The organism is Vibrio navarrensis (assembly GCF_000764325.1).
GTDB classification, from domain to species: Bacteria; Pseudomonadota; Gammaproteobacteria; order Enterobacterales; family Vibrionaceae; genus Vibrio; species Vibrio navarrensis.
The window spans coordinates 2,479,185-2,501,692 of sequence record NZ_JMCG01000001.1 but is presented as its reverse complement, the minus strand read 5'-3'; the positions used below and the strand labels follow the sequence as shown (position 1 = coordinate 2,501,692).

Below are 22,508 nucleotides of genomic sequence, written 5' to 3'. Positions count from 1 at the left end.
TTGAGTCTATTTCAGCCACTCTATACTAATGCTTTATAGGCGTCCAAGCTGCGCATTTAACTTTTACCAACACCGTCAATAATTCCTCACTAAGTTTAGCAAAAAGCTTGGAAAATCGAGAAATAATCGTATCCTAGCAGGTTACTTCAACACATAAGTTTGTTTTATAGGATAGCGGCTTTTAATGGCATTACCGTTCGTTACCTCTGCACAATTCAGAATGATTTTCCCCTTATTTTTACTTGGGATCATCTTTTTTGGTATGGACAACATCATTTTAGTTACACAAGCCAATTGGGGACTGGCCGCAAACTTACCCTACTTCTTTCTCATTACCGCTTTTTTGCTCTGTAGTGTGTTTAAACAAGGTAGAATCGCCATGATATCAATGGCGATGCTGATGGCATACTTTGTGATTCAGAATCGACTTCAGATTCCCCTTTCATCCGGTTCCGCACTGATCGAATTATCTCTGCTCGCTTTTCTATTACCGAGTGCGTGTTTTATTGTCTACCTGTTTAATGCGACCGGTATGCACCATCGCTCAATCGCGGTTTATCTCTCAGTACTCGCCACCTTATTGCTTTGGTCGTATGTGTCTCTCGATTACTTCAACGAAGCTGGTGTTGAACAGTGGGGAAAAGGCATTTTGTTCTCGATTCCTTATGTGTCGAAACTCCCTTTCGTACTGGTTGCCTACAGTGTTGGTGTGGTTCTTAGTACCGCTATTCTCGTGCTGATGCACAACCGCCCAATCGAAGTCGTGATCTACTCTTGCCTATTATTTGCGTCTGTGACTTTTATCTTTTTTGATGTGAAATACATTTCTAGTACCATGTTTTCACTCGCAGGTATCTTGTTGATCATCTACGTTATTTCTGCCAGCCATGAGCTCGCGTTTATTGATGTCCTCACTCAGATTCCTGGCCGACGTGCTTTAGAAATGGACTTAAAGCATTTGGGAAGAAAATTTGCTATCGCCATGATTGATGTTGATCACTTTAAAAAGTTTAACGACACCTATGGACACGATACTGGCGACGATGTTCTGAAGTTAGTTGGCTCACGTCTACTCAACATCAATGGTGGTGCAAGAGTCTATCGCTACGGCGGTGAAGAGTTTGTGGTGGTGTTTAAAGGCAAAACTGCTCGTGAGGTTGAAGAGTATCTCGACGATATTCGCGCTGATATTGAAAGCTACAAGTTAGTGATTCGAGATGATAAAACTCGTCCTGACAATCACAATGATGGCAAAAGACGCCGTGGAAATGCGAATGATAAACCCAAAACCGTCAATGTAACGGTGAGTATTGGTTTATCCGACAGCAGAACCTCTAAAGATCCCGATGCCATTCGCACGTTGGCTGATGAGGCCCTCTATCAAGCGAAAAAGGCGGGCCGCAACCAAGTCAAAATGAAGTTAGAGTGAGACTGACTTCTGAACTGTTTGAGCTGAGCAAGCGCGAAAGCACTTAAATCGCGGTGCAAGATTCAGCAGAGACATATTGATTCCGACCTGCTAACTTTGCTTGATAAAGGGCGTGGTCAGCTTGCTTATAAATCCATTCTATCTCTCCGTTGCCTTGCGGTATAAAGGTAAATACTCCTTGTGACAATGTCACAAAATGAGCAACATCTGAATAATTATGACAATAAGCGAGACGATTCATCATGCCTTGCACTCTTTCTGCTGCGTGTAATGCATGCTGATGATCAACTCCGTCAAGCACAACGACGAACTCCTCTCCCCCATAGCGACCAACACACTCGCCCGAACGATTAAAGAGCGCTTTGATGTTTCGTATCCGCCCCATGAACCCACGGGGCGATATTGTTAGTGTTTGAAGTTCCAAGGCAGGAGTGCATCGATATCTGGTTCTGCTTTCGCTAACTCCTGCATGCACTTGACTATGTAGTCGTAAAGGATAAGGCCGTTGGCTTTCGCTGTCTCGACGATACTGTAAAGCATCGCGCTCGCTTCCGCTCCATTGGGATTGGTCGAGAAGAGCCAGTTCTTTCTCCCAATAACCAGCGGTTTTATTGCGCGTTCAGCACGGTTATTGTCTATCGATAAGTGACCGTCATCGATATAGCGAATGAGCTTCGGCCACTGACCGAGCGTGTATTTTATCGCTTTACCCAGCGGGCTAGACTCAAGCACTTTCTGAGTTGTCATCCATTCATAAAGCTCATCCAGTATCGGCTTAGCATGCTCTTGGCGCTCTGCTTTCCGTTTTTCGGCACTGGCACCTTTTAAGCGGGATTCTATCCCATAGAGTTTCTGGATTTTGGCCAGCGCTTTATCCGCTTTGCCTGACTTACCTTTGCCTTGAAGCTTTTTCGCGTCCATGAACTTGCGCCGAGCATGCGCAAAGCAACCGACATTGGTGACTCGATGAAGCCCATCATAAACACCATAGCCATCGGTTTGCAGATACCCATCATAGTCGCCCAAGAAGGCAACAGGGCACGACCTCGCGCGACTGTTTTGATAGTCATACAAGACGATATTTTTTACATTGGGCAGTGCGGCATCTGGCGAGTCCGCGCCCGAGCAGTAGAGCCACATGTAACACTGTTTATCTTCTTTGAGGACATTGAGCGGCGTTTCATCCGCCTGAATCACCATTTGCTCAAGTAGGTGCGCTTTCAAGGCCGCATAAAGTGGAGCGAACTTCTCACTGACTTGGATAATCCACCTTGCCATGGTGGTGCGCGAGAGTTCGATACCCGACTGGGTAAACAACGACTCTTGTCGATAAAGTGGCATCGCGTATTGGTATTTGCCGAGGATGATATTGGCCAACAAGCTTTCTGTAGCGAAGCTTTTAGGGATAATACTTTGCGGCGCTGGCTTTTGAACGATGCGGCTGTTGTCCTGAGTTTGCTCGCATTGGCGGCAAGCATATTTAGGACGAACATATTCCAACACTTTGAGTACCGCTGGCGTGAACTCAAGTTTCTCGCTACGGTCTTCACCGATTTTATGCAGGTGATGTTGGCAGCAAGTGCACTGCTTTTCATCGTCGTCTAAATCAAGTTCGATAACCTCACGAGGCAAGCTCTTTGGCAGGGGCTGACGTTTGCCGCGTTTCTTCATTGTGGTGGTCGTTGTGACAACATCAACCTCTTCTTCCTTAGCAGCTTCACACTCCGCTTCGTTGAAGAGGTCACCTTGGGATTCATTGTAAGGCTTTAACGCCTCTGAGCGTTTAGCGAACTGACGGTCGAAGGCAAGCTTGAGCTGTTCAAGTAGGGATTGACGCTCTTGTTGCCACTCATTTTTCTCCGACATCAGCACTTTCACCATCGCTTGTAGCTCGGCAACATCTTGGCTTTCTGGGTTGATATTTAGCGTCTTTTTCATGGCGTTGATTATACTAAAATCATGACGTTAACGCTTGGTGGATAAGACTTTATTATCGCTTAAGTCATTGTAAAATCGTTTATTTCAATGGGTTTATGGCCGATAATCGTGAAGCCAGAAAGCAGTCTATCAAGCTCGAATTGAGTTAGGGTAAACACCTCATTTTGCTCTTTGGAAGGCCACTTGTACTTGGCTTTTTCGAGGCGCTTGTACCAAAGAGCGAAGCCTGTTTTATCCCAGTACAACACTTTGACTTTATCGCGCTGTTTGTTGGTGAATAGGAACAGCGCACCACTGCCCAAGGGTAAGTCGGTGTCACTTTCGATAATCGCCGCGAGGCCGTTGATGGACTTTCTAAAATCGACGCTTTCGCGATAGAGATAGATTTCGGGAGCACTGAGCATACGTTTCATGACAGCGCACCGATAAGCTCTGCGAGATAGGTCGCTGGCGTGCCTTGTGGGATGCTCAGTTCAACATCATTGACGAGCAGGGTCATATTGGCAACGGCAACGTGAGTGGCTTGATACTTTGTGGTCTTTTCAACGACTTCTGTTTTAACAAAGCCAACCGTGTTCGGTTTTTCGCAGTGCTTTAACTGTTGGCGCTTAGCGTAAAAAGTGGAGAGACTCAGTCCGTTACGTTCACAGAATAATCGTTGTGATAACTGGCTGGATTCATAGTGTTCGAACAGGGTTCGCCATTCTTGGTTAGTGCGTCGTTTGGCCATTTCAAATCTCCTTTGGGTTGGAGGTTTGATCTTATTATTCGGGCTAGACGATTAGAATGCGGGGTTTATGATGCGCTTACGATGTTTCGCGCAATTTCTTGCAAACATTTGTCACCCTCGATATGCCCGTAGTTATCATTGAACGCTTTGAAATGATCTACATCAAGCAAGATAAGACTGACTGACGTTTGGTGACGTCCATGCCAACCAATCATTTCAGCCAACTGCTGATCGACATAGCGTCGGTTGAAGAGTTTTGTTAAGCCATCTTCATTGGCTTGCTGTTGGAGAAGTTCATTGAGTTCCGCTAGTTTGGCCGTTTTTTGCTTTAATTCACGCCGCATGGTTGCGATGCGTTGCATGGCAATCAACTTTGAACTGAGAACGAGTTTGTTGACAGGCTTGATCAGATAATCATCACCCCTCGCCGCTATCGCTTGGGCAATCATTTCCGGCTCTTCATAGCTACTTAAGAAAATGATCGGCACCCATTCGACAAAAATTTCTCTGATCGCTTGCGAAACCGCAAAACCATCCATTTCTGGCATATTGATATCGAGTAACACGAGCTCGGGTTCGAAGTTTGCGTACACGGCAAGTGCCTCTTTTCCGCTCGATACTGATTCTACCAAATGACCTAACTGTTTGAGACGCATCGCAAGTTGCATGCGATCAAGTTGAACATCATCTACGAGCAGGATTCGCATTGAAGAACACGTTGGAATCATGGCCTTTCCTTAAGGCTTCTATACTATTATTAAATGTATATTATATCAGGCAGTTGGTTTCACCCAGAGGGCATCGTAATTCGTTGACTTTTTTCGGGTTAGACTTACTATTCGCTTTTTATAATTCGAGAGACGTGTCATGTCAGAAGCAAATAACACAGAAAAGCAACCTATCGACTTATCGACTATTTCACCTGAGCTGCGTCAGGTTATTGAGTTTGATCAGGTTCCGGAAGCCATGTACGAGATGGTGACGTCTATTCACGAAGTGTCAGAAGAAACGGTTCGCGAAGCGTGGAATAGCATCCCTGCCAGCGCACAAAACGTATTGGATAATTTTGAGCAGTTTCATGCACTCATTTCTGTCAGCCAAGCCTTTGCTGGTATCAACGTGATGGAAGAGTTTCCAACCATGAAACTGCCAGAAGGCATGTCTGAAGAAGAAAAAGACAATTATCGTGCACAACTTCTTGATCACGTCTTGTTCAACTGCGTGAAAGATATGGTAAAACAGCTGAAAAAAGCGCGCCGCGATCCTATCTTAAAGCGCGATTTCAAAGATGTATTCGCCAAGTAAGCGTTTGAAAGCTGCTCAACGAGCAGCTTTTTACTCGTACAGTGACAACTGCCCTTTCATGAGTTGATCTAATTCATCCAGCCCGCTGTACGACGAAAGCTACCGAGTATTGCCAGTAGATTGAAATCGTTCAAAAAACGCCACCAATCGTCACACTGTCACTCATTGATAGTTGATTACCAACATTACTTCAATGCGTCAAGGCGATATCACGCTGTGTAACGCTGACTCCTTTAATTTGCGCAAAGATTTGGGTGCCCACGCTTAACTGCAACTCATCCAAAGCCCAAGGCGTAATGGTTGCCCATAAGTGGCAGTCATTCTCGAGGTGCAGCTCGACATTGACACTTGCTTGACCAGCCGGTGAATGTTGCTTTTCGATGCGGGTGATTGTCGCAGGCAACACATTACGAATGGAAGTTTGCTCTGGACGCACCAGGGTGAGTGAAACATCGCTCGCTCTAATCTGAAGGCGGATCTCCACACCTAGACAAACATCCACTTTTTGGATCCAAATTGAGACGTTTTCTGCCAATTGAACCCGTGTCAAGGCGTAGCTTGTATGCTGCTCAGCAACTTTAGCGAGAAAAAGCGAGCTTTGATCTGCAAAAGAGAACCACGGTTTTAATGTTTGCGACGACCAAATTTCTTCCAATTTACCGCTGGCGACAATTTTACCTTGATCGACCACCGCGATATGACTTGCGAGCCTGAGGATTTCTTGCAAACTGTGAGTCACATAAATGATTGGGATTTCAATGTGATCAGCCAATCTCTCTAAAAAAGGCATCACTTCTTTTTTCCTTGGGATATCCAATGACGCCAGAGGCTCATCCATCAGCAACAGCGCAGGTTCAGAGAGCAGCGCTCTGCCTATTGCCACCCGCTGTTTTTCGCCTCCAGAAAGCGAAGCCGGGTAACGCTTGAGCAAAGGCTCTAAGGCCAGTAGTGCGACGACTTCGGCAAACAATGCAGGTTTGTCTTGCTTCATTCCGAAGCGCAAGTTGCCCTCGACGCTAAAATGAGGAAAGAGGCGAGCATCTTGGAATACGTAGCCAATCTTGCGCTTATGCGTTGGCAGATCAATCTCTTGCATCGAATCGAACAGGCATGTGCCGTTAAGTTCTATCCGGCCACTTTGCGGTTTAGTTAAGCCACTGATGGCGTTTATTATGGAGGTTTTCCCTGCACCAGAGCGGCCAAAGATGGCACTGATACCCCTCGCGGGCAAAGTTAGGTTGATATCCAACTCGCTTGCTCCAAGGCGTTGACGAAATCGAACGGTTAACGCATTCATATTTTGACTCCCAAACGCGCCGCAGCACGGCGATTGAGCCACTCAGAAATAAAAAGAGAGAGTAAAGCAATCACGATCGAGAGAATACATAATCTGGCCGCTTGCATCTCCGCTCCTGGCGTTTCGATGAAATTAAACATGGCCAAAGGTAGGGTTTGTGTTTCACCCGGGATATTGGAAACAAAACTGATGGTGGCACCAAATTCACCTAAGCTTCGAGCAAAGGCAAGCGTGATTCCGGTGATTAACCCCGGCGTCATCAGTGGTAACGTAATAGTAAAAAATACTTTTAAGGGCGATGCCCCCAAGGTGGCCGCCGCTTGTTCTAACTTAATGTCCACGTTTTCCAAGCTCAGCCGAATGGCTCTTACCATCAAAGGTAAAGAGACGACCCAGCACGCTAGTACTACTCCCTTCCAATTGAAAGAAAAGCTGATACCTAGAAGCTGGTGTAACGGCGCGCCCAAAAGGCCCTGCCTTCCCATCACAACAAGCAAAATGTAGCCAACAACAACCGGAGGCAACACCAACGGAAGATGAATCACACTGTCTAGTAAGGTTTTGCCGAAAAACTGCTTTCTAGCCAACAGCCAAGCAAAAAAAATGGCAAAAGGCAAAAGCCACAACACCGTATAGAATCCGACTTTCACACTGAGCAGCAGTGCTTGATATTCTAAATCTGTCACGGTTGCTCCAGACTAACGAAACCAAATCGACTAAAGATGGCTTTCGCCTCATCGTCAAAGAGAAACTGGTAAAATGCGTTCGCTTGTTTGGAATCTGAAAGTAGACCAGCAGGATAAATAATCGGCTCATATAAAGCGGGATCAGGCGTGTTCACGACTTTGATTTTCTCTGATAACAAAGCATCTGTTTGGTACACCACGCCCAGTAGAGCTTCGCGCCTTTCAACCAATGCAAGTGCCAGTCGGACATTTTTACTTGGGGCGACCCGCTTTTCAATTTGTGACCACAAGTGCAAATTTTCGAACATCTGACGTGCATACATACCCGCTGGTACTGAGTTAGCATCGCCCATCGCCAGCCTCTCGTCGCGCAAGAGTTGCTGCCATTGCTCTGCAGAGTGGAGATCTAGAGTAACGTCATTGTCTTTGTGGGTGATCACCACTAACTGGTTCCCCAACAAATTAGTGACATCGTCACGCGAAATCCGTTGTTCCTGAGATAAGTAGTCCATCCACTTTGTGTTGGCAGAGATAAAAATATCACCTGGCGCTCCATTTGCTAGCTGACGCGCTAACGATGAAGAACCTCCATAGACAGGCGTGATTTTAACCCCTTCTGGCGCAGGATAGCTCTCGATGATGGCGGAAATGGCGTTGGTTAATGACGATGCCGCGTACACCCTGACCTCTTCTTGGCCGGAAGCGCCCGACGAAGCCAGTAGTGCTACCATCAAACTAAGCCACTTTTTCATGCGTTTACATCCTCTTATAGATCCAGTTTGCTGAGATCGAGATGAGTTTCGATGGCGTCGGCAATACGATTGATCGCCTCTTCTTTTAACTGTGTAAAATTACGCGCTTCGATTTTTGAACCATTTGCCCACTGGCAAATCAAGGCTAATGCGGGCTCACTATCGAATAGACCGTGCAGATAACTGCCCATCACTTGGCCACAAGCGCTCAAAGCGCCCTCAGCTTGCCCGTTTTCCAATACAATGGGTTGTGTTTCACGGACGTTCGTGCGTCCAACATGGATTTCATAGCCGCTCACTGTAACCGAATTACCGTCAAGAGATAATTGTCCTTTGGTGTTAGTCAAACATTTGTCGTCAGTGAGAATTGTATCTACATTGAGCAATCCTAGGCCAGCACTGCCCCCCGGTTCACCTTCTACGCCCATAGGATCGGCAATCGATTCGCCGAGCATCTGATAACCCCCGCAGATGCCTAATACTTTTCCGCCTAGACGCAGATGTCGTAGAATGTCTCTGTCCCAGCCTTGCTCACGCAGATAAACCAGATCGTCGCGAACTGACTTTGAGCCGGGCAGAATAATCAAATCAGCCCTATCTAACCTTTCGCCTTTACCAACGTATCTCAAATCAATGTCAGGGTTGAGGCGCAGGACGTCAAAGTCAGTGTGGTTGCTGATTCGAGTAAACACAGGGACCGCCACTTTCAACTTGATTTGCTGGCCAAGCTCCTGCTGCGAGGTTATCGCATCTTCTGCTTCAAGGTTTAGGCCATGCAAATAGGGCAAAACGCCGATAACAGGTTTGCCAGTTTTTTCTTCCAGCCAGTCAAGGCCTGATTCCAATAGCTTAATATCCCCTCTAAATCGGTTAATCACAAAGCCTTTTACCCGCTCTTGTTCAGACGGAGAAAGCAAAGCCAAAGTACCGTAGAGATGAGCAAACACGCCACCTCGGTCAATGTCAGCAACAATAATAACCGGCACGTCCGCCGCCTCAGCAAAGCCCATATTGGCGATGTCATTTTCTCTTAGGTTGATTTCTGCCGGACTGCCCGCCCCCTCGATCATAATCGCTTGATATTCTTCTTTTAGCTTCGAAAAAGAGTCCAATACGGTGTCCATCGCCACTCTTTTGTAGTTATGAAATCCGTAGGCATCCATGTTAGTGATGGCTTTACCCTGCAAAATAATCTGTGCCCCGGTATCGCTATTGGGTTTAATCAAGACAGGATTCATGTGCACGCTTGGCTCAATGTTACATGCCATCGCTTGAACCGCCTGCGCTCGACCAATTTCTCCGCCCTCTTTGGTCACCGCGCTATTTAATGCCATATTTTGTGGTTTGAAAGGGCTAACTTTTACCCCTTTGCGTGCAAGGACGCGGCATAGTCCTGCCACGAGGATGCTCTTTCCCGCATCCGATGTAGTGCCTTGAACCATAAGGGTCGTTATTGTCGATTTCATGCTATCGCTACTAAATGATGAGAGGTTGATTATCTTACCTTTTTTGCCGTAAAGGGGAAATGAATCGAACATGAATAGCTTTCTCAGATGCGGTTCAAATGAAGTTTGTTTTAATCCACTGCGTATTTGAATCACAGAGGAATCGTAAAATGAATAAAGCATTTTTTACCACAGCAGCAGTTATGACCTTAGTATCCAGCATCGCGGTCGCCAAAGATTACCAGCACAATACTGGCATTCAGTTCAACGGCCCAGTTGAAATCAGTAAGGTGGCAGATTTACTCCAAGAAACCGGTATGTTTAGCGAAAAGCATGTGGTGGTGGAAGGTAAGTTCATCAAGCAGTTAAATAACGACACGTTTATTTTTTCAGATGGCAGTGCGGAGGTCCAAGTCGAGCTCGATGACAAGGTGCATTTAACTACACCGATCAATGAAACCACGCAGCTAAGATTGTTTGGCGAGTATGAAGGTGGCAAAATACCAGAAATCGAGGTGGATCAAATCGTTATACTCTAAGACACACGGCCATCGGATTTAAATTTGCGCCCAAAAGCTGGTATGCTACTGATTTTCATCGCCTATACTTATTTGGCCTGCTAATTGCAGGCTATTTTTGTAATAATGGATCGTTATTTTTTGGCTTCGGAGATCACATGCTAAGTAGAGCTCTCAAAACGGCAATGTTAGGTGTATGTACTTTGCTCCCAGTTGCAGCAAGTGCAAACAACTTTAATTACAACATGTTTGAGGTGCGCATGGGTTCGAGCCCTGGAACGTTTGGGGCAGAATTTAATACCTACTTCACTGAAAACACACACATTGTCGCGCGATTTGACAGCGAATTTAGTGGTGACTGGGATCTCGCGGGGGGGATTGGATTTAATGGACCAATGGGGCAATTTGCCGATATTTACGGTCAAATGCTTCTGCACAACGTAAAAACAGATTCCAACGATACCATCGGTGATGAGTGGAAAACCGAAATTAATATTGGAAGCCGTATCTGGTTGATGGAGAACATTGAAGTTCATGGCCGCGTTGGACAGCTTATTTCTAATGATGACACGGCCTCCATCATAGGTATCGGCGCAAGATTCCACTCAACACAGCAGCTTTCGATAGGCGCCGACATTCGTAACAACGGCATTTACGGCCACCAAATCTTGATGTCAGTACGATTCCATTTCTGATTGGAACAAAAAACGAAGGGACCTGTTGGTCCCTTTTGTCATTTGCTTTGCGGTTTATCCTGAACATATTTACGTGAGACATCAACAACGGCCACATCTTTGAAGAAGCTGCGCCCGAGTAGCATTGGGTAACTAAGATGCGTTCTGTCTGTTAAGGTAAACTCGGTCTTCTCTTTGAGATCGCCGATTTGGATCCAAGCTAAAACGACCGGACGGAGCTGCGTTCCTTCTGCACTAGATTGACGAATTTTAACCCAGCGCTCCACAGGCAGAGCAATCTCTTTACTATGAATACCGTCATGTTCGATTTTGAACTTGACCCAATCTTTGCCGTCACGCTCAAAATCGACGATATCAACGGCGCTAATGGATGAAGTGGTTGCTCCAGTATCAACACGTGAACGAAATGCTTCTTCTAACCCAGGCACATAAACCCACTCTTTTTCACCGAGAATCAGCTTACCATCTGAGGTTTTTTTCGCCTTTAACTCAATAACGGGTTGTTCCGTTTCGATAGGTTCAGGCTGTTTCGTTGCCTGTTCGACGGTTTGTTCTTTGTTGACTTCTGGCTTATTTTCGACCTGATTCTCTTCAGGGGCTGTAACACACGCGCTCAGACCGCCGCAAAGTAGTAAGGGTAAAATAAGTTTACAATTCTTCATCCAATCACCTGATTTAACGTTGTGAGACCTTAACTATCGCATCAGCTACGTAAGGAATGTCTTTTTCTGTCAGGCCAGCGATATTGATTCGCCCATCTCCCACACCATAAATTCCGTATTCTTCACGCAACGTTCCCATTTGCTCTGGTGAAAAGCCTAGCACAGTAAACATCCCCTTGTGGCTTTCAATGAAGTCGAATTGTGACGTATTGTGCTGATTTCTCAATTCATTACACAAGGTTTGACGAAGGTTTAACAAACGTTGCTGCATTTCACTCAGTTCTTGCTTCCACAATGTGGTTAATGCTTGATCTTGTAGCACAGTTTTTACCAGAGCGGCGCCGTGATCCGGCGGCATGGTGTACGTGGCGCGAGCCAGAGTCATGAGTTTGCCCTTGGCATTTTGTGCGGCCAGTGCACTTTGACCAATCACTATCGCAGCGCCAGTACGCTCACGGTATAAACCAAAGTTTTTCGAACATGAGGTGGTGATAAGCATCTCTTCGACTTGATTGGCCATGTATTGTAGACCTTTCGCATCTTCTTCCAGACCATCCCCAAAACCTTGATAAGCGATATCGACAAACGGCGTAAAACCATTTTTCACGGCCAGTTCGGTAATCGCTTGCCAAGCGGAAAAGTCAATATCGGCACCTGTCGGGTTGTGACAACAACCGTGCAGCAGCACGACATCATTCACACCAGCCCCGGCCAAATCTTGCAGCATGAGTTCGGTATCGACCTGCTTAGTCAGTGGACTAAAGTAGCGGTAATACTTAACCTTTAGACCCGCCGCTTCCATCACAGGCTTGTGGTTGACATAACTTGGGTTAGAAATCCAAACCGTGGTATCTGGCTGAGCCACTTTCATCAAATCGCCCAACATGCGTAACGCGCCACTTGCACCCGGAGTCTGAATTGCGGCCACGCGATCCAGTACCGATGTGCCTTTTAGCAATAGGTCCACCATCGATTGGTTGAACTCTTCACAGCCAGCGAGGCCTACATAAGATTTGGTTTTTTGTGTATCAGCGACGATATGCTGCGCCTGAGAGACTGCACGCATGATAGGCGTTTCGCCTTGGCTATTTTTGTAAACACCAATTCCAAGGTCTACTTTTTCGCGACGAGGATCGTTACGAAAAGCGACGGTTAATGAAAGAATTGGATCTAAAGCTGGTGTTGGTAATTGAGAAAACATGAAAGTCACAACCCTTTGAAATTCAAGTGATGGAAGTCATCCAGATAGGAAGATAAAACTTAACATCAAAGGATTGTGAAGACGAAGCAAATTTTTACCTTGCCAATCAATTCAGTGAAAAAAACCAAAACAAGCAACATTTCATTAACATAGAAAGCGCAGATAGAGTTTTATGCTAGTACAACCGTTGTTTCACAGAGTAAAGGTATGAATGATTTGATTCGCACTGCCTCGCCATTTCAAGCTGGGGTCTGCCTTGTCTTGCTCAAACTTACCGTCAATTAGGGTATCGATGTAGCCAATGACTTCGCGTTGCGCGGTATTGAGTTCATCTAGGCAGTAACCTGTCCACAGCCAGATATCTTTGCCTTGACACTCCTCTCGAACGCGTTTAACCAAATGTAGCACATCCGCCACGTTGGCAGGATGAAGCGGATCGCCACCCGATAGCGATAACCCGCGTCGAGGTATCCGCGTATCATTGAGATCGGCGATGATTCTGTCCTCCGCCTCTTGGGTAAAAGGCGTTCCAGAATCTAAACGCTGCGTGGATTGATTGTAGCAACCTCGGCACTGATGGACACAGCCCGAAACAAACAGTGTGCAGCGAGTTCCCGGTCCATTCACGACATCCACTGGGTAGTATTGGTGATAGTTCATCACTTACCTTCTCAAAGGGCAGAGCCAACTCACGTCAAGTTGACTCCTTAGCCTTTCTTACAACTTAGAGATGTTTCACTCGACGAATCACTTCTTCCTGCTTGCCGAAGTTGAACGGCCGTGCATCTGGGCTGCCTAAATAACCACACACCCGGCGAGTCACTGACACTTTTGAGGAATCATGGTTACCACATTTCGGGCAGGTGAACCCTTTGCTGGTACAGTCAAATTCTCCGTTGTAGCCACACTCGTAGCATTCGTCGATGGGCGTATTGGTGCCGTAGTAAGGTACTCGGGTGTAGCTGTAATCCCACACGTTTTCCAGCGCTTCGATGTTGTTTTGCATGTTTGGAAATTCGCCATAGCAGATAAACCCACCACTGGAAATTTCCGGATACGGCATTTCGAAATCGATCTTATCGTAAGGATTGACCTTTTTCTCTACATCCAAATGAAAACTATTGGTGTAGTAGCCTTTGTCGGTCACGCCCGCAATCACGCCAAACTCTTTGGTGTCAATTCGGCAGAAACGGCTGCACAGGTTTTCACTTGGCGTGCCATAGAGGCTAAATCCGTAACCAGTCTCCTCTGTCCACACATCTACGGCCGCTTTCATGCGTTTGACAATCTCTAGCGCCTTCTCGCGCAGACTTGCATCATCGTAAACATGCGTACCATCGCGATACAACGCGTTAATGGTTTCATGGATACCGATGTAACCAAGAGAAATGGACGCTCGACCATGTTTGAATATGTCGGCGATCGCTTGGTCTGCCTTCAAACGCACACCACACGCTCCTTCCATGTAAAGAATCGGTGCAACGCGCGCTTTAACATTCTCTAAACGGCTAATGCGTGTTTCTAAGGCGCGACGGGCTAGCTTCAGTTTCTCATCCAGCAATTGATAAAAACGCTGTTCATCACCAGCGGCTTTTAGGGCAATGCGCGGCAAGTTGAGGCTCACCACACCGAGATTGTTACGCCCTTCATGGATCAGTTCGCCATTTTCTTCGTAAGTGCTTAAAAAGCTGCGACATCCCATTGGTGTTTTGAAAGAACCAGTCACTTCAACCACTTTGTCGTAGTTAAGGATGTCTGGGTACATGCGCTTAGAAGCACATTCCAGTGCCAGTTGTTTGATGTCGTAGTTTGGGTCCACAGGTTTATGGTTGAGACCATCTTTGATAGCGAAGACCAACTTAGGAAAAACGGCAGTTTTGCGATTTTTCCCCAGACCCGCAATGCGGTTTTTCAAAATTGAGCGCTGGATAAGTTTCGATGCCCAACTGGTGCCAAGACCAAAACCAAAAGTGACGAACGGCGTTTGCCCATTGGCGGTGTGTAGGGTGTTCACTTCATATTCCAAGGATTGAAATGCGTCGTAGCACTCTTTCTCGGTACGAGCACGTGCAAAGCCTTCTGGGTCATAGATATTCCATTCACGCGCGATGTCGAGGTGTTTCTCATAGCTCGCCATCACATAGGGCTCAAGCACTTCATCAATGCGGTTAATTGTCGTTCCGCCGTAAATATGGCTGGCAACCTGAGCAATGATTTGCGCGGTAACGGCGGTCGCGGTGGAAATCGACTTTGGCGTGTCGATTTCTGCGTTCCCCATTTTAAAGCCGTGTGTCAGCATTCCCTTCAGATCGATCAACATGCAGTTAAACATAGGGAAAAAAGGCGCATAGTCTAAATCGTGGTAGTGAATATCGCCCTCTTCGTGTGCCTGCACGACATCTCTTGGCAAAATATGCGTTTTGGCATAGTGCTTGGCGACAATACCTGCGAGCAAATCACGCTGAGTTGGAATGACTTTACCGTCTTTGTTGGCGTTTTCATTGATAAGATCAACATTGCTCTCTTCAATCAACCCTTCGATCTCGCGAGTCAAAGTACTCTGTTTTTCGCGTGCAATATCACGGTCATGACGGTATTCAATGTAAGCTCTGGCAAGCGATTTGTAAGGGCCTTGCATCAGTTCATTTTCAACTAAGGTCTGGATTTCGTGAATGTGAACTTCATCGTGATCTTTTAGCTGCAATTCAACAGCTAAGGCAACGTTAAGGGCATAAATGGCGATTTCTTTATCCACATGCTCGGCAGCCGCTTCTACCGCAGCTTGAATACGATCGCGGCTAAATGGAGCCCTAGAGCCATCACGCTTGATTACGATTGGTTTCACTTTCTTCTCCTTACCCTTAGCATACTCACAGAGTTATCACACTATATAGGGTTATTTTTTATCCGACTGGCACTATATATTGTGGCGTATTTAACGAAAAGCCGTCGCCCTCGGTATTGATTTTGATCAACAAAAATGGGGTATGGATTAAGATCAAATCGATCTTGTTGGCAGCGATCTCAGTTAGGAAGAAAAGCGTGAAAATTGCAAAAATGTGCTCTTTTCTGCTTGAAATTTTTTGAGCTCTTGTAGGATAAAGGGTTGCCGAATGACTTGGGAATAATAGGTGATGACAAAACGACTCAGTGTGCTTTTTTTTATTTGTTTAGGATTGCTATGGTCTGCTTTAGCCAAGGCCGCAGGTACAGTGCATATTACCACCTGGAATATGGAGTGGCTTAGCAGCGTGCCAAGCAAGCAGATAGTTGAAAGCCAACGCCAAACAGAGGATGTGGCAAAAATGGCATTCTATTTTCAGCAAACCCAAGCCGATATTCTCGCTTTCCAAGAGGTCAACGACATCAAAGCGATACAACAAATCGTCGGTACCAATTACCATGTGCGGCTCTCTGATCGCGCTAGCCCTCCCTTTCGCCGCCATCAATTTGATGACATCAACCAATATACGGGCTTCGCGATCAAAAAGGGTATTCCCTTTGAAGATCCACAAGACATTGCTTTAGATACTCAGGCCAACAGCAAACTGCGCTTCGCCTCTTATGTCATCGTTAAGCAGGCGCCTTATGCGGATATTCACTTGTTAAACGTGCATCTGAAAGCGGGTTGCAGTGGTGCATTTAAAGCAACGGATTCTTGCCAAACACTCAAACGACAAGGCAAACAATTGGCAAAGTGGATAAAAGAGAGAGAAGTGCAAAAACAGAACTATGTGATTTTAGGTGACTTCAATCACAACCTCGCCTATGCAGGTGATTGGCTTTATGAAATTTTGGCTCAATCTGGGCAATTTCGCTTGGCGTCTCAGCACAGTGAAGCGTTATGTCAGGTGCGCTCGAAAAAGCAGCCGAGCAAAACTCACCGTTTTCGCTCTTTAATCGATCACATACTCGTCAGCCATTCACTATCGGCGTCTGAAGCCAAACAGACGCGCTTTGACAGCCTTGATGTACTGCGTTTCCAACTGAGCGACCATTGCCCGTTGAGCAGCACTCTCACTCTTAACCAGCCAAAATAGACGAGGCCCTGTTGGGCCTCGCTAGGTCGACATCGCCAATTAATGGCTGAAGCGTTTGCGCATAAAGGTGAAATAAAGCACTGGAATAACAATCAAGGTCAGTATGGTTGAAACGAAGATGCCGAAGATCAGGCTTATCGCTAAACCGTTGAAAATCGGGTCATCAAGGATAAATACGGCCCCAATCATGGCGGCCAGCGCGGTCAACATTATCGGTTTTGCCCGCACGGCGGCAGACTGAATCACCGCTTCGGCAAACTCAACGCCTTGTTCAACTTGCTGGTTAATAAAATCCACCAACAAAATGGAGTTACGCACAATAATCCCGGCAAGGGCGATCATGCCGATCATCGATGTCGCAGTAAACTGCGCACCCAGCAACGCATGACCGGGCATTACACCGATAATCGTCAACGGGATCGGTGCCATGATGATCAGCGGCACCAAATAGGATTTGAACTGCGCGACTACCAACAAGTAGATCAACACCATTCCAACTGCATAGGCAATTCCCATATCACGGAACGTTTCATAAGTAATGGTCCATTCACCATCCCACATGATTGAAATGCCTTGCAGCCCATCTGGCTGGTGGATGTAGTACTGATCGAGCGTCATCGCTTGGTCGAGCTCGCCAGAGAGATTAAACATGCCGTAAAGCGGGCTGTCGATCTCTCCCGTCATATCAGCCACGACCATCACCATAGGAACAAGGTTTTTATGCACGATGTAGTCTTCCATCTGACTTTGCGTGATCGAAACCAACTCCGTTAGCGGGTAGTGGTTGCCATTTTGACTGCTTACTTTGAGGTTCAACAGCTGCTCAAGACGTACTTTTGCCCCTTCCTGCGCTTGAATCATGACAGGCACAGGATACTTACTGTGTTCTGTATGTAGATACGTGATCGGTTTACCACCAACCGTCGTCGCCAACGCATCGACAATCTCACTGTACGGCACCATCAAACGAGCGGCCTTGCTGCGATCGATCTTCACTTGCCATTTCTGATGGATTTCAGGCAGATACATGTCCACGTCGACAATATCTTCGCTGTTTCTAAAAATGTCTCGCACTTGGCGAGCGGCTTGAGCTCGCAGATCGGGTGTTGGTGCGTACACTTCTGCCAGAATTGGGGACCACACTGGCGGCCCTGGCGGCACTTCAACGACTTTCACTTTCCCGCCAAACTGGCTGGCGATTTGGTTAAGCACTGGGCGAACGGCACTGGCTATCTCGTGGCTATCGCGATCCCGTTCACGGCGATCCAACAGATTGACTTGAATATCGCCTTGGTTAGCTTGGCTACGCAGGAAATAGTGGCGCACTAGGCCGTTAAAGTTGATGGGCGCGGCATTGCCGACATAAATCTGGTAGTTCTCTACTTCCGGCACTTTGGCAAGCTCTTGTCCTAACTCAAACAGTACGCGTTGCGTGCGTTCAAGAGCGGCGCCTTCAGGCATATCCAATACCACCTGAAACTCAGATTTATTATCAAAAGGCAGCATTTTCAATACTACAGCTTGCATGGCTGGCAAGGCCACCGATCCTGCGATCAACCCTAAAACACCCAGCAAGAGGAAAAGTCGATTTCTCGCTTGTTGCTCGGCCGTAATAAAAGGAGCCATGAGTTTGTGGAAAATCGAATCCGCTTGATGCTCATTTTCATGTTTACCCGCTTTAAGCATTTTCCCCGCCAACCAAGGGGAAAGCACGAAAGCAACCGCAAGGGAGATCAGCATCCCCATTGAGGCGTTGATCGGAATTGGGCTCATGTACGGCCCCATTAAGCCAGAGACGAACGCCATCGGCAGCAGCGCCGCTATTACTGTCAAGGTGGCTAGAATGGTCGGCCCCCCGACTTCATCAACGGCAACCGGGATCAACTCCGACAGTTTCTTTTTGCCCATCGACATGTGACGGTGAATGTTCTCCACTACGACAATGGCATCATCCACAAGGATACCAATCGAGAAGATCAGCGCAAACAGAGAGACGCGGTTTAAGGTAAAACCCCATGCCCAAGAGGCAAACAAGGTGATCATCAATGTCACAATGATGGCGATACCAACGACCAAAGATTCTCGCCAGCCCATGGTCAGCAGCACCAGTAACACGACGGCCGTGGTGGCAAACGCCAGTTTACCGATTAAGGTATTGCTTTTATCTGCGGCGGTTTTGCCATAGTCACGGGTGATAGCCACATCAATATCGGCGGGAATGAGCTGATTTTTCAGCACATCAATGCGAGCCTCCACCGCTTTGGCGACGTTCACCGCATTCTCCCCACTCTTTTTGGCAATCGCCAAAGTCACGGCAGGCGACAGGGTATGCTTATCACTGGTCCAAACGTTGTGTTTGGGGGTATCGACACCCAGAGCGATCTCTGCGATGTCTTCAAAGTAGACGGGCGAGCCATTTTGTACACCAACCACGAGCTGCTTGACTTGATCAACTTGGGTTAAGAACTCGCCAATCTGGAGTGGCAACTGCTGATTGTCATGGGTCAGGCTAAGTGTGGTGGAACGCTGATTGGCAGAAGGAAGCGCTTGATTGAGTTGGCTGATAGTCACACCATAAGCATTCATTTTGACCGGATCGAGCCTAACATCAACGATAGTGGCATGCGCACCCACCGTGTATATGTCACGTGTGCCATCAATGCGCTTTAGCTCGGTTTCTAGCCCGTGCGCAATTTGAGTTAGCTGCTGCCCGGAATAGTGACCATCTTTATCTGATAAGGTAATAGTGACGATGGGGACATCTTCAATGCCACGTGGTTTGATGATGGGCTCTCCGACTCCAACGCCTTGCGGCATCCAGTCTTTGTTGGAATAGAGTTTGTTGTAAATCCGTACCACGGCATCGCTTCGCGTTACGCCAACCTCAAAGATCGCCACGATCATCGCACCGTCTGGCTGAGAGAAAGAGTAAATTTTGTCGATACCTTGAATCTCGGAGATAACCTGTTCTGCTGGTGTGGTCACTAAGCTGGCGACTTCCTGCGGAGACGCACCGGGAAACGGGATATAGACATCGGCAAAAGTGACATCAATCTGGGGCTCCTCTTCTTTTGGGGTAACCACAACAGCGAAGATTCCCATCAACAAGCCAACTAAGGCCAGCAATGGGGTCATTGCTGAGTTTTGAAAGGCCGCAGCAATGCGACCCGAAATACCGAGTCGTTGAGTCATATTATTCACCTTTCACTTTGAGCAAATTGCTTACCACACGATCGCCAATTTCAAGTCCAGACAACACTTCATAGCTGTCCTCAAACTCTTGCCCTAGGCGTACCGGATTAAGGATTGCCTCATCGTCTTTAGTGAGTCGGTAGACGACGCTCAGTTCAGCGCGACGCATGACGGCCGTTTTGGGGACCAGCAGGAGTTCTCTCTGCCCATAGACAAAACGCGTTTTCACCCAAGCACCTGGGGTAAAACCAAGTTGCTTTTCCGGTAAGTTAAGGCGAATAGTATGGCTGTGTGAGCTAGGTTCTGCATAACGGAAAAGATTGTAGGTGGTTGGAGTGACTTTCTCGCCACCGCCATTGTCAATCGTAAACTGCGCTTCATTGTTTACCAGCGAGTAATAGTGCTGCGGGATCTCACTTTCCACTCTGAGCTCGTCCATCGAGAAACCGCTCAACAGTGGTGTGCCCGGGGCCACGGTTTCCCCCAGTTCGACATAACGCTTAGTCACCACACCATCATAAGGTGCCGTCACGCTGGTGTAACCGAGAGACTCTTTTGCCTGTGCTACCGATGCCTCCACCGATTTGACTGCGGCAGCAGCGCTGCGAGCACGCGTTTCTGCTGCATCCATCTGATCTTGGGAAATCGCCCCTTTCGGCATCAATTGGCGAAAACGCTTTACTTGTGCCTGCGCTTCTTTATTTTGTGCAACTGCGCTTGCCAATTGCGCCTTGGCTGCATCTAGCGCGGCCGATTGTTGTACTGCACTAATTTCCAATAGCACACTACCTTGCTTAACGTAATCATTCACATCCACATTGAGGGCGACCACGGTACCTGACGTTTGCGCGGCGACAGTACCTTGATTGACAGGCTGAACCACACCATCCAACACGATGGCCTGATCGACTTTAGTGAGCTGCGCGGTATAGACATCCGCCATTGCCGAGCTGTTCGTTGTGAGCAAAAGTGCGGCTGCCAACGCAGACTTTTTCAACCATTGCATAATCAAATCTCCCTGATTGTTTCTGTTACTCTAGCCGAGCTAGGCCAGCTCTGTTTTGACTTGACGCTCATTTCTAATACAGATCAGCAAGTTAGTTGTGCCTAAGCCGACCATCATTGCAGCAAAAAAGATCCAGATTTGAGGATTGCCCAATCCAAGACTCGCTACGGCAGGTCCGGGGCAAATGCCCGCCAATCCCCAACCAACACCAAACAGTGTCGCACCAGAAATCAGCCTTGCGTCCACTCTCTTTTGTGTCGATAAGCAAAAGCTTGGCGCGTTGACTGGCTTGTTCTGCTGACGAACGATAAAAAAGTAGCCGGGCATAAACACCGCGAGAGCACCGCCCATCACAAACATTAAACTGGGGTCCCATTGCCCAGCCACATCAAGAAAGCCAATCACTTTAGCGGGATCAATCATCCCAGAAATAGCCATCCCCAAACCAAAAAGAACGCCTGCGACTAACGAAGTAAATCGAAATAGAAAGTTATTCATTGAGTTACGCCTTAGGAAATTAGATCAAATGAAGTCTGATAAACACCGTCACCGCAGCGGCTAACATAAAAACGCCTGTCGCCACCATCGAACGCGTTGATAAACGGCCAATGCCACAGATACCGTGTCCGCTAGTACACCCGTTACCTAATCGCGTGCCGACTCCCACAACTAACCCCGCCAATGCCAACATGAGTGAAGAAACGCCTAAAGACGAAGCGGCTGGAATATGTGCCATGCCGAAAGTCACCGCCGCGACACCTCCGGCGATCATGCCGATAACAAACATTAAGCGCCAAGCAAAATCACGTGATTTGGGGGTTAATAACCCGGTTAAAATCCCGCTGATGCCAGCAATTTTCCCATTAAGCACTAGCATGATTAATGCTGATAGCCCAAGTAAAACGCCTCCTGCTAACGATTCCCAAGGTACTACAAACGCCATATAACCCTCTCAACTATGGACAAAAAATGTTCTGTAAATTGCTAATTAGCTGTGCTACACGCACATCGGACAAAGAATAGAAAACCTGTTGCGACTCTTTTCTTGCTTTAACTAAACCGTGTTTTCTCAGCAAAGTGAGATGCTGTGAGAAAGCAGACTGACTCAATGTTGAGCTCTGCTGTAATTGACCTACGCCAACTTCACCACTCGTCAACTGGCACAACACCATTAAGCGTTCAGGATGAGCCATCACCTTCAGCAGTTCAGAAACCTCATGTGCACTACCGCGCATTTGCTCTAGATTAATTGAGTCTTCACGACGCATAGCCACCTCCTAAGTACATGATTTAGAGTTTACTGAATTACCATATTTAGTCAATTCTAATTTAGATATTTAGAAATTAGATTAATTTTTATTAGACATATCTAATATTAGAGATTAGAGTAACACCATCAATCACGTGGAGGTGACATCATGACGGTAGATAACGGAGTTCGTATCATTGCAGGCAGCATGGTTTTATTGTCGCTCTTGCTCACAACCTATGTGCATACTAATTTTGTATGGTTAACCGTATTTGTCGGCGTCAACTTAATCCAAAGTGCATTCACTGGATTTTGTCCGGCTGCCCTATTTCTCAAAAAACTTGGCTTTAAATGACGATGTGG

Annotated in this window: 23 protein-coding genes and 1 pseudogene; 6 read left to right on the top strand and 18 right to left on the bottom strand. The window is 47.0% G+C overall.

Annotation, left to right across the window (positions count from 1 at the left end):
- Nucleotides 1-184 precede the first annotated feature (184 nt).
- Nucleotides 185-1,429 carry a GGDEF domain-containing protein gene (locus tag EA26_RS11150; protein ID WP_039427473.1) on the top strand — a complete coding sequence of 415 codons (1,245 nt, stop codon included), beginning with the start codon at nt 185-187 and terminating at the stop codon, nt 1,427-1,429.
- Between the two features lie 43 nt (nt 1,430-1,472).
- On the opposite strand, the gene EA26_RS11145 is transcribed toward EA26_RS11150, so the two are convergent.
- The 5 genes and pseudogenes from EA26_RS11145 to EA26_RS11125 form a co-directional block, all read right to left on the bottom strand.
- Entirely contained in the window at nt 1,473-1,814 is a 342-nt protein-coding gene (locus tag EA26_RS11145) for a diguanylate cyclase domain-containing protein (protein ID WP_039427472.1), read from the bottom strand.
- A gap of 20 nt (nt 1,815-1,834) precedes the next feature.
- The gene (gene tnpC / locus EA26_RS11140; protein ID WP_039424673.1) at nt 1,835-3,367 is read right to left on the bottom strand and encodes an IS66 family transposase; all 1,533 of its coding nucleotides are present in this window, start codon (nt 3,365-3,367) and stop codon (nt 1,835-1,837) included.
- A 59-nt stretch (nt 3,368-3,426) separates the two neighbouring features.
- A complete protein-coding gene (gene tnpB / locus EA26_RS11135; RefSeq protein WP_039423669.1) occupies nt 3,427-3,780 on the bottom strand; it encodes an IS66 family insertion sequence element accessory protein TnpB in 354 nt (117 codons plus the stop codon).
- Complete coding sequence (gene tnpA / locus EA26_RS11130) at nt 3,777-4,097, bottom strand: IS66 family insertion sequence element accessory protein TnpA (protein ID WP_039423672.1); 321 nt, start codon at nt 4,095-4,097, stop codon at nt 3,777-3,779. The genes tnpB and tnpA overlap by 4 nt, the downstream gene beginning before the upstream one ends.
- 80 nt (nt 4,098-4,177) lie before the next feature.
- Nucleotides 4,178-4,825: pseudogene (locus EA26_RS11125) on the bottom strand (GGDEF domain-containing response regulator); the annotation flags it as partial.
- A 139-nt stretch (nt 4,826-4,964) separates the two neighbouring features.
- Between EA26_RS11125 and EA26_RS11120 the strand changes: the two are divergent.
- On the top strand, nt 4,965-5,402 hold the full coding sequence (locus EA26_RS11120) for a DUF3069 domain-containing protein (protein ID WP_039427471.1): 438 nt from the start codon (nt 4,965-4,967) through the stop codon (nt 5,400-5,402).
- Between the two features lie 190 nt (nt 5,403-5,592).
- On the opposite strand, the gene modC is transcribed toward EA26_RS11120, so the two are convergent.
- Genes modC through EA26_RS11100 form a run of 4 tightly spaced genes read right to left on the bottom strand, consistent with a single transcriptional unit; the run spans nt 5,593 to nt 9,603 of the window.
- On the bottom strand, nt 5,593-6,699 hold the full coding sequence (gene modC, locus EA26_RS11115) for a molybdenum ABC transporter ATP-binding protein ModC (protein WP_039427470.1): 1,107 nt from the start codon (nt 6,697-6,699) through the stop codon (nt 5,593-5,595).
- Nucleotides 6,696-7,385: a molybdate ABC transporter permease subunit gene (gene modB / locus EA26_RS11110; protein ID WP_039427469.1), complete on the bottom strand. Its 690-nt coding sequence runs from the start codon at nt 7,383-7,385 to the stop codon at nt 6,696-6,698. The genes modC and modB overlap by 4 nt, the downstream gene beginning before the upstream one ends.
- On the bottom strand, nt 7,382-8,137 hold the full coding sequence (modA, locus tag EA26_RS11105; RefSeq protein WP_039427467.1) for a molybdate ABC transporter substrate-binding protein: 756 nt from the start codon (nt 8,135-8,137) through the stop codon (nt 7,382-7,384). Before modA ends, modB begins: the two co-directional genes overlap by 4 nt.
- A 14-nt stretch (nt 8,138-8,151) precedes the next feature.
- Complete coding sequence (locus EA26_RS11100; protein ID WP_039427465.1) at nt 8,152-9,603, bottom strand: cobyric acid synthase; 1,452 nt, start codon at nt 9,601-9,603, stop codon at nt 8,152-8,154.
- A gap of 149 nt (nt 9,604-9,752) precedes the next feature.
- Here EA26_RS11100 and EA26_RS11095 point away from each other — a divergent pair, with 149 nt between their 5' ends.
- Both EA26_RS11095 and EA26_RS11090 read left to right on the top strand, forming a co-directional pair.
- Nucleotides 9,753-10,121: a YgiW/YdeI family stress tolerance OB fold protein gene (locus tag EA26_RS11095; RefSeq protein ID WP_039427462.1), complete on the top strand. Its 369-nt coding sequence runs from the start codon at nt 9,753-9,755 to the stop codon at nt 10,119-10,121.
- Nucleotides 10,122-10,258: 137 nt separating this feature from the next.
- Complete coding sequence (locus EA26_RS11090) at nt 10,259-10,795, top strand: hypothetical protein (protein ID WP_039427460.1); 537 nt, start codon at nt 10,259-10,261, stop codon at nt 10,793-10,795.
- A 38-nt stretch (nt 10,796-10,833) separates the two neighbouring features.
- Here the strand turns inward: EA26_RS11090 and EA26_RS11085 are convergent, their stop codons facing one another.
- The 4 genes from EA26_RS11085 to nrdD form a co-directional block, all read right to left on the bottom strand.
- On the bottom strand, nt 10,834-11,457 hold the full coding sequence (locus tag EA26_RS11085) for an ATP-dependent zinc protease family protein (protein WP_039427459.1): 624 nt from the start codon (nt 11,455-11,457) through the stop codon (nt 10,834-10,836).
- A 13-nt stretch (nt 11,458-11,470) separates the two neighbouring features.
- Complete coding sequence (locus EA26_RS11080; protein ID WP_039427456.1) at nt 11,471-12,658, bottom strand: amino acid aminotransferase; 1,188 nt, start codon at nt 12,656-12,658, stop codon at nt 11,471-11,473.
- A 192-nt stretch (nt 12,659-12,850) separates the two neighbouring features.
- Nucleotides 12,851-13,318 (bottom strand): anaerobic ribonucleoside-triphosphate reductase-activating protein, encoded by a 468-nt coding sequence (gene nrdG / locus EA26_RS11075; RefSeq protein ID WP_039427453.1) that lies wholly within the window; start codon nt 13,316-13,318, stop codon nt 12,851-12,853.
- Nucleotides 13,319-13,382: 64 nt separating this feature from the next.
- The gene (nrdD, locus tag EA26_RS11070; RefSeq protein WP_039427452.1) at nt 13,383-15,503 is read right to left on the bottom strand and encodes an anaerobic ribonucleoside-triphosphate reductase; all 2,121 of its coding nucleotides are present in this window, start codon (nt 15,501-15,503) and stop codon (nt 13,383-13,385) included.
- A 289-nt stretch (nt 15,504-15,792) separates the two neighbouring features.
- On the opposite strand from nrdD, the gene EA26_RS11065 reads away from it, so the two are divergent.
- Nucleotides 15,793-16,698 (top strand): endonuclease/exonuclease/phosphatase family protein, encoded by a 906-nt coding sequence (locus EA26_RS11065; protein ID WP_039427451.1) that lies wholly within the window; start codon nt 15,793-15,795, stop codon nt 16,696-16,698.
- A gap of 39 nt (nt 16,699-16,737) precedes the next feature.
- On the opposite strand, the gene EA26_RS11060 is transcribed toward EA26_RS11065, so the two are convergent.
- From EA26_RS11060 to EA26_RS11040, 5 genes are read right to left on the bottom strand one after another with little or no spacing between them, the layout of a single operon-like run.
- Nucleotides 16,738-19,890 (bottom strand): efflux RND transporter permease subunit, encoded by a 3,153-nt coding sequence (locus EA26_RS11060; protein ID WP_039427450.1) that lies wholly within the window; start codon nt 19,888-19,890, stop codon nt 16,738-16,740.
- Nucleotide 19,891: 1 nt separating this feature from the next.
- Entirely contained in the window at nt 19,892-20,896 is a 1,005-nt protein-coding gene (locus tag EA26_RS11055; RefSeq protein WP_039427449.1) for an efflux RND transporter periplasmic adaptor subunit, read from the bottom strand.
- A gap of 39 nt (nt 20,897-20,935) precedes the next feature.
- Complete coding sequence (locus EA26_RS11050; RefSeq protein WP_039427448.1) at nt 20,936-21,394, bottom strand: YeeE/YedE family protein; 459 nt, start codon at nt 21,392-21,394, stop codon at nt 20,936-20,938.
- A gap of 19 nt (nt 21,395-21,413) precedes the next feature.
- Nucleotides 21,414-21,839, bottom strand: a complete 426-nt coding sequence (locus tag EA26_RS11045; RefSeq protein ID WP_039427447.1) for a YeeE/YedE family protein — start codon at nt 21,837-21,839, stop codon at nt 21,414-21,416.
- A 13-nt stretch (nt 21,840-21,852) separates the two neighbouring features.
- A complete protein-coding gene (locus tag EA26_RS11040) occupies nt 21,853-22,164 on the bottom strand; it encodes an ArsR/SmtB family transcription factor (protein ID WP_039427446.1) in 312 nt (103 codons plus the stop codon).
- Between the two features lie 150 nt (nt 22,165-22,314).
- Here EA26_RS11040 and EA26_RS11035 point away from each other — a divergent pair, with 150 nt between their 5' ends.
- Nucleotides 22,315-22,500: a YgaP family membrane protein gene (locus EA26_RS11035; RefSeq protein ID WP_039427445.1), complete on the top strand. Its 186-nt coding sequence runs from the start codon at nt 22,315-22,317 to the stop codon at nt 22,498-22,500.
- The last annotated feature ends 8 nt before the right edge of the window (nt 22,501-22,508 follow it).

What these genes read in the sequence shown, in the direction of transcription:
- EA26_RS11150 (WP_039427473.1), top strand. Translation starts at nt 185, where the DNA reads ATGGCATTACCGTTCGTTACCTCTGCACAATTCAGAATGATTTTCCCC.
- EA26_RS11145 (WP_039427472.1), bottom strand. Translation starts at nt 1,814, where the DNA reads ATGGGGCGGATACGAAACATCAAAGCGCTCTTTAATCGTTCGGGCGAG.
- tnpC (WP_039424673.1), bottom strand. Translation starts at nt 3,367, where the DNA reads ATGAAAAAGACGCTAAATATCAACCCAGAAAGCCAAGATGTTGCCGAG.
- tnpB (WP_039423669.1), bottom strand. Translation starts at nt 3,780, where the DNA reads ATGAAACGTATGCTCAGTGCTCCCGAAATCTATCTCTATCGCGAAAGC.
- tnpA (WP_039423672.1), bottom strand. Translation starts at nt 4,097, where the DNA reads ATGGCCAAACGACGCACTAACCAAGAATGGCGAACCCTGTTCGAACAC.
- EA26_RS11120 (WP_039427471.1), top strand. Translation starts at nt 4,965, where the DNA reads ATGTCAGAAGCAAATAACACAGAAAAGCAACCTATCGACTTATCGACT.
- modC (WP_039427470.1), bottom strand. Translation starts at nt 6,699, where the DNA reads ATGAATGCGTTAACCGTTCGATTTCGTCAACGCCTTGGAGCAAGCGAG.
- modA (WP_039427467.1), bottom strand. Translation starts at nt 8,137, where the DNA reads ATGAAAAAGTGGCTTAGTTTGATGGTAGCACTACTGGCTTCGTCGGGC.
- EA26_RS11100 (WP_039427465.1), bottom strand. Translation starts at nt 9,603, where the DNA reads ATGAAATCGACAATAACGACCCTTATGGTTCAAGGCACTACATCGGAT.
- EA26_RS11095 (WP_039427462.1), top strand. Translation starts at nt 9,753, where the DNA reads ATGAATAAAGCATTTTTTACCACAGCAGCAGTTATGACCTTAGTATCC.
- EA26_RS11090 (WP_039427460.1), top strand. Translation starts at nt 10,259, where the DNA reads ATGCTAAGTAGAGCTCTCAAAACGGCAATGTTAGGTGTATGTACTTTG.
- EA26_RS11085 (WP_039427459.1), bottom strand. Translation starts at nt 11,457, where the DNA reads ATGAAGAATTGTAAACTTATTTTACCCTTACTACTTTGCGGCGGTCTG.
- EA26_RS11080 (WP_039427456.1), bottom strand. Translation starts at nt 12,658, where the DNA reads ATGTTTTCTCAATTACCAACACCAGCTTTAGATCCAATTCTTTCATTA.
- nrdG (WP_039427453.1), bottom strand. Translation starts at nt 13,318, where the DNA reads ATGAACTATCACCAATACTACCCAGTGGATGTCGTGAATGGACCGGGA.
- EA26_RS11065 (WP_039427451.1), top strand. Translation starts at nt 15,793, where the DNA reads ATGACAAAACGACTCAGTGTGCTTTTTTTTATTTGTTTAGGATTGCTA.
- EA26_RS11060 (WP_039427450.1), bottom strand. Translation starts at nt 19,890, where the DNA reads ATGACTCAACGACTCGGTATTTCGGGTCGCATTGCTGCGGCCTTTCAA.
- EA26_RS11055 (WP_039427449.1), bottom strand. Translation starts at nt 20,896, where the DNA reads ATGCAATGGTTGAAAAAGTCTGCGTTGGCAGCCGCACTTTTGCTCACA.
- EA26_RS11050 (WP_039427448.1), bottom strand. Translation starts at nt 21,394, where the DNA reads ATGAATAACTTTCTATTTCGATTTACTTCGTTAGTCGCAGGCGTTCTT.
- EA26_RS11045 (WP_039427447.1), bottom strand. Translation starts at nt 21,839, where the DNA reads ATGGCGTTTGTAGTACCTTGGGAATCGTTAGCAGGAGGCGTTTTACTT.
- EA26_RS11040 (WP_039427446.1), bottom strand. Translation starts at nt 22,164, where the DNA reads ATGCGTCGTGAAGACTCAATTAATCTAGAGCAAATGCGCGGTAGTGCA.
- EA26_RS11035 (WP_039427445.1), top strand. Translation starts at nt 22,315, where the DNA reads ATGACGGTAGATAACGGAGTTCGTATCATTGCAGGCAGCATGGTTTTA.